Origin of the sequence: Marinobacter sp. EN3, assembly GCF_000475315.1 — a bacterium.
GTDB classification, from domain to species: domain Bacteria; phylum Pseudomonadota; class Gammaproteobacteria; order Pseudomonadales; family Oleiphilaceae; genus Marinobacter; species Marinobacter nauticus.
In genome coordinates this window covers 1-5,501 of sequence record NZ_AXCC01000032.1, presented here as the reverse complement: position 1 = coordinate 5,501, position 5,501 = coordinate 1, and the positions used below count along the sequence as shown (strand labels likewise).

Here is a 5,501-nt window from a genome sequence, read left to right as displayed (position 1 = left end):
ACCTTGGTCTGGAATACGCAGTTAAATGTTGCAGGTCCGAGAACTTCGCAATGCGCTGGCATTTACCCCTATGTCTTTGAGGTCATTTCTGAGTTGCTAGGTGATAATTCAGGATGTTGATGAGGCTTAGCTCCGCCAATACGTCAGCAAAACTCGATGTTGTCACGTCGATCAAGCTTGAATAGTGTCCGAAAAAGTAGTAGTTTTTCTGACAATGCTTGGAGGTGTGTCATGTCCGTGAAAGAGTCCATTGAGCGTCAAATAGTCAAGCTCCCGCAAGGTGAGCCCTTTACAAATACAAGGTTTCTTCGGCTCGGGTCACGCGCAGCTGTGGATAAGGCTATGTCTAGGCTAGTAGAGGCGGGTGTGATTCAGCGGGTTGCAAGGGGCGTGTTTGTCCGGCCAAAGCAAAGCAGGTTTGTCGGGGTGGTGATGCCCGACGTGTCGCGTGTGGTTGAGGTGATCGCGAAAGAGCATGGAGAAACCATTCAGGTTCACGGGGCAGAAGCGGCTCGCCGCTTCAAGCTCAGTACGCAAATGCCAACGACACCGGTTTACTACACTAGTGGCCCCACCCGAGAAATTTGCATCGGTAAACTTAAAGTGAGGCTTGTGCACACCAGCAGTCAGAGAAAGCTTCAGCATGCGGGCAAAAGACCTGGCTTGGCCCTCTCTGCTCTTTGGTATCTGGGTAAAAACAACATCAGTACCGAGGTAGTGAAGCGGATCAAAGAGGGGTTGAGCGAAGAAGAGTTCGAGACGTTGCTTTCCTCCCGTATGCCGGCCTGGATGAGCGAGGTGTTCAGGCAATATGAGACTGGCCTTGTCCATGGCTGAGCAGGTATTTCTCGAACTTTCCGCGGAGGAACAACGCGATATCCTTCAAACTGTTGCACCTCAACTGGCTCGCAGTGCATCTGTTTTGGAAAAGGATGTATGGGTATGCTGGACTCTGCAGGCGCTGTTCTCCATGCCTGGTGCGCACCCGATGGCTTTTAAAGGTGGTACATCGCTCTCCAAAGTTTACGATGTGATTGATCGCTTTTCTGAGGATGTCGATATCACGTTGGATTACAGGGCCTTCGAGGACGGCTTTGACCCATTCGCAGGGGGCGTAAGTCGTACCAAAACCAAGCAGTTTAGTGAACGACTGAAAGGTTATGTTTTTGCCTATGCGAATGAAGTGGTCGTTCCATACCTAGAAAGAGAATTGGCTAAATTGCCAGCGTCTGAGCATCACACCGTTGAGCTAGACGATGGAGGTGAAAAAATCTGGGTCACTTACCCATCGGTTATAGAGGATTCGGATGAATACATCCGTTCGCAGGTACTTATTGAGCTAGGTGGCAGAAATGTCATCGATCCCAACGAAACGCATACGGTCTGCCCATACATCTCTGAGCTGACGCAAGACCTAGTCTATCCGAGCAGTGAGGTCGTGGTGCTCTCGCCGGAACGGACATTCTGGGAGAAAGCGACGCTCATACATGTTGAATGTAGTAGGGGTAAGCTCAGGGACAGTGCTGAAAGGTTGTCCCGACATTGGTACGACTTGGTGATGCTTGCAGAGCATCCTGCCGGCCGATCAGCGGTCAAAAACCGGGAGCTTTTAGAGGATGTAGTTCGTCACAAGAAAGTTTTCTTCCATACGGGCTACGCGAACTATGACGAGTGTCTGGATGGACGGCTGAAGCTATTGCCGGAGACCGATACTCTGGAGGGGTTGCGGGGTGACTACGAGAAAATGGTGGGTGCGGGGATGATGTACTCGACACCTCTGGACTTTGAGGAAATCGTCGACTCAATCCGGGATCTCGAAAGCCGTGTTAATAGTCGGTGAGTGCAATCGGTTCCTGCCACGTACTCGGCCTGACCTGCACCCAACTTTCTAATCCATTCTGATCTTAGTAATGTTCATCACCAGAGAGGACGATGAACATGAAGAAGCGATTCACCGAAGAACAGATCATTCCCATTCTGAAGGAAGCCGAGGCTGGCCTGCCGGTCAAAGAGCTGTGCCGCAAGTACAACATCTCAGACGCAACCTTCTACACCTGGCGCAAGAAGTATGGCGGCCTGGAAGTCTCTGAAGCCCGTCGTTTGAAGGCCCTGGAGGAAGAGAACGCCCGGCTCAAGAAATTGCTAGCCGAGTCCATGCTGGGCACAGAAGCTCTGAAGGCGGCTCTCAACCGAAAGTACTGACCGTCGGGAACAAGCGCGAGGCTGTGCGCATCATGCTGTCGGAGACGACGATATCCGAGCGCAAAGCCTGTTCACTCGTCGGGTTATCCCGCGCAACGATGCGGTATCAGTCTCAGCGTTCTCCAGAAGAGCGTGAGCTGACAGAGCGCATCAAAGCCATTGCGTTCGAACGCCGCCGGTTCGGGTACCGGCGTGTTCACCAGTTGCTGCGTCGTGAGGGTGCTGAGGTGAATCACAAGAAGGTTTATCGGCTTTATCGGGAGGCAGGCCTGGCCGTCCGTAAACGCAAGCGCCGTAAAGGCGTGATGGTGGAACGGCAGCCCTTGGTGTTGCCTGATGCGCCAAACCAAACCTGGTCCATGGATTTCGTGATGGATTCCTTGGCTAACGGCCGCAGGATCAAATGCCTAACGATCGTGGATGACTTCACCAAGGAGTGTCTCGACATTCCCGTGGCCATGGGAATATCAGGTGAACAGGTCGCCCGCACCCTGGATAGTATCGCTGCCTTCCGAGGCTACCCGAAAGCTGTTAGGACCGATCAGGGGCCTGAATTCTGAGGTGGACCCAGTCAGTTGGACAACCTGATGGTGTCCCTAAGCTATGATCCGGTTGTTTCGCTGGCTCAGGCTGCCAGAGATATGGGTTGCCCGTAGTACACCTCATCGGGCGTTTGGTAATCAAGGGTTTGGTGGTACCGGGTCTGATTGTAATGCCGGAAGTACCGGTGGAGCGCCTGCTTCAAGTGTCGGCCATCCTCGAAGGCAGTGAGGTAGACGCACTCGTGTTTGACGCTGCGCCAGAGCCGTTCCACAAAGATGTTGTCATGGTAGCAGCCTTTGCCGTCCATGCTGATCCGGATGCCATGCTCTTTGAGAACGCTTGTGAAGGCCTCGCTGGTGAACTGGACGCCCTGATCGGTGTTGAAGACCTCCGGTGTTCCGTGGCGCTGTAGAGCCTCCTCCAGTGCATCGACGCAGAAGTCTGTGTCCATGGTGTTGGAGACTCGCCAGGACAACACCTTGCGGCTGTACCAGTCGATGATGGCAACCAGATACATGAAGCCCCGGGCCAGCGGGATATATGAAATATCTGTTGCCCACACCTGGTTGGGGCGGTCGATTTTCAGCCCTGTGAGCAGGTACGGGTACACCTTGTGCCCATCGCCCGGAATGCTGGTTCTGGGGCGCGGATACACCGCCTGAATGCCCATGGTGCGCATCAGCCGCTGCACCCGCTTCCGGTTGACCCGATAGCCCTGGTGCTGCAAGTGGACCCGCATCTTGCGAGAGCCATAGTACGGCGTTTCCAGGTGCTGTTGATCAATCAGGTACATCAGATCCAGATCCTCCTGACACTGCTCACGAGGGACGTAGTACACCGATGAGCGGCTCAGCTTGAGCAGCTCACACTGGCGCGAAAGACTGACTTGGGGATGACCACGCTCGATCATCGCCAACCGCTGTTGACGGCTTACTGATCGAGCTTGCGCGACAAAAAATCGCGTTCCACCGTCAGTCGGCCAATCTCTCGGTAAAGTTCGTGTCAATGGCCATTTATTTTGACCCACCTTTGGCCAATAAAATTGACCCACCTTTCATAGTCTAGTTCGTGGTTTTCTGCTTCAGCCGATAGCTTTCTCCTCCCAACATGAAGATGTGTGAATGGTGGATAACCCGGTCAATGATTGGCACCGCCACGTTGTCGTCGTGGAAGAACTCGCCCCAGCTGGTGAAGTCCTTGTTGGTGGTCAGGATGATGGAGCGGTATTCGTACAGGCTGTTGATCAGCTGGAACAGGTTGTATCGGGCCTGCCGGGTCATCGGTAGATAGCCCAGTTCATCAATGATCAGCAGGTCGTATTTGGCCAATGCGCTGACCCGCTTTTTCAGCTCACCCTTCATCTCGGCCAGTTCCAGCTCTTCCACCAGATCCAGGGCGTTGCGGAACAGGACTCGATAGCCAGCCTCCACGGCTTTGTAGCCAATGCCGATGGCCAGGTGGGTCTTGCCTACACCGGGTGGGCCGATGAACACCAGGTTGTTCCGCTCGTCGATGAACTGGAAGTCCAGCAAGGCATTGACCTGACGTTTGGTAATGGTGGTCTGGTGCCGGTAGTCGAAGCCCTCCAGGCGCTTCTCGGCAGGGAACGCGGCCATCTTCCGGTTCCGGCGGATGCGCTTGTCCTGGCGCTGGATCAATTCGTGTTCGGCAAGCCGGTCCGCGAAGCTGAGATAGGACATCTCGTTGGCTTCTGCCTCCGCTAGTAAGTTGGTCAGCTCATCGGCTGCTGCGCTCAGGCGCAGGCTGCGGTAACGGGACACGGTCTGTTCAAGCTGGCTCATGGGTCACCCCCTGGCCACTGGAGTGGCCAATACGGCGATAAGCACTTAGGTCCAGTGCTTGCTTTGGTTCTGGCAGAGGTTCTGGCTGCCGTTCCCGGAGGACGGCGGTCTGGGCCGCTTCAAGGTAGCTTTGCAGGCGTGTGGCGGTCATGCCGGGGCGTTCTGCCAGAGTCGTGATTAATGCCGGATCCACGGGCGCATGGCGCTTGAGCAGATCACGGGTAGCCACCAACTGATCCTTGTAGATCTTGGGCTCGGAACGCTTGAGCTGCTGGCACAACCGTTGCCCGATTTCGCTACCGATCATCTCATTGATCTTGCTCTCAAGGGTGGTCACCCGTTGGGCATGATCGCGGTAGTGATGGGTGTTCTTGATCACCTTGCCCTTGTCGGTACACAGAGCATGACTGGCGATGACGTCGCCTGTGCTCAGGTCGCTGATGTGGAGTTGGCCGCCGGACTCCAGAACGCCCACCCGGGCCTGTTGCCAGGCCATGGGCACGGAGTACTTGTTGGCCTTCCAGGCGATCAGGTCGGTCTTGTCGGCTCGACGTGTCTCGTGGGCCACAGACTGCACGCAAGCTGGTGACAGGTAAGCTTCCAAGTGTTCTCGCTCATCCCGTTCGAAGCGCTCCCGGGGCGGTTCACCGGTGGTGCCGTGGTGGCCACGCTCTCAACCCAGTCCTGCACGTGCTGGCGCACGTGCTCAGAATCTCGGAAGACCTCACCGTAAAGGCAATCCTGCTTGACGTACTTCACGCCGGCTTCCACCTTGCCCTTGCTCTCCGGGTCATAGCCTTCGCAGGCATGGATCCGGAACCCGGCGGTGGTGGCATACTCATGGAACCGTTGGTTGAGAGTCAGTTCCCGGTACTGCTCGTTGATCACCACCAGCTTGGTCAGATCGTAAACACACTCCTCCGGCAGACCGCCTGCATATTCCGGCCCATCATG

3 protein-coding genes and 3 pseudogenes are annotated in these 5,501 nt (G+C 55.3%); 3 read left to right on the top strand and 3 right to left on the bottom strand.

The genetic code is table 11. From position 1 onward, the window contains the following. The first annotated feature begins 231 nt into the window (after positions 1-231). From Q675_RS31310 to Q675_RS38420, 3 genes and pseudogenes are all read left to right on the top strand, one after another. Positions 232-837, top strand: coding sequence for a DUF6088 family protein (locus Q675_RS31310; protein ID WP_023011529.1), 606 nt, complete (start codon positions 232-234; stop codon positions 835-837). Then, on the top strand, positions 830-1,840 hold the full coding sequence (locus tag Q675_RS31305) for a nucleotidyl transferase AbiEii/AbiGii toxin family protein (protein ID WP_023011528.1): 1,011 nt from the start codon (positions 830-832) through the stop codon (positions 1,838-1,840). Before Q675_RS31310 ends, Q675_RS31305 begins: the two co-directional genes overlap by 8 nt. 98 nt (positions 1,841-1,938) lie before the next feature. After that, positions 1,939-2,759 (top strand): annotated as a pseudogene (locus Q675_RS38420) (IS3 family transposase); the annotation flags it as partial. A 92-nt stretch (positions 2,760-2,851) separates the two neighbouring features. Here Q675_RS38420 and Q675_RS31290 read toward each other — a convergent pair. The 3 genes and pseudogenes from Q675_RS31290 to Q675_RS31280 all read right to left on the bottom strand — a co-directional run. Next, positions 2,852-3,628 (bottom strand): annotated as a pseudogene (locus Q675_RS31290) (IS3 family transposase); the annotation flags it as partial. 178 nt (positions 3,629-3,806) lie between these two features. Beyond that, on the bottom strand, positions 3,807-4,547 hold the full coding sequence (gene istB / locus Q675_RS31285; RefSeq protein ID WP_023008987.1) for an IS21-like element helper ATPase IstB: 741 nt from the start codon (positions 4,545-4,547) through the stop codon (positions 3,807-3,809). Continuing rightward, positions 4,534-5,501, bottom strand: a pseudogene (locus tag Q675_RS31280) (Mu transposase domain-containing protein); the annotation flags it as partial. The gene istB and the pseudogene Q675_RS31280, both read right to left, overlap by 14 nt.

Excerpts from the sequence above, each read along its gene's own strand:
- Q675_RS31310 (WP_023011529.1), top strand. The coding sequence starts at position 232 with ATGTCCGTGAAAGAGTCCATTGAGCGTCAAATAGTCAAGCTCCCGCAA.
- Q675_RS31305 (WP_023011528.1), top strand. The coding sequence starts at position 830 with ATGGCTGAGCAGGTATTTCTCGAACTTTCCGCGGAGGAACAACGCGAT.
- istB (WP_023008987.1), bottom strand. The coding sequence starts at position 4,547 with ATGAGCCAGCTTGAACAGACCGTGTCCCGTTACCGCAGCCTGCGCCTG.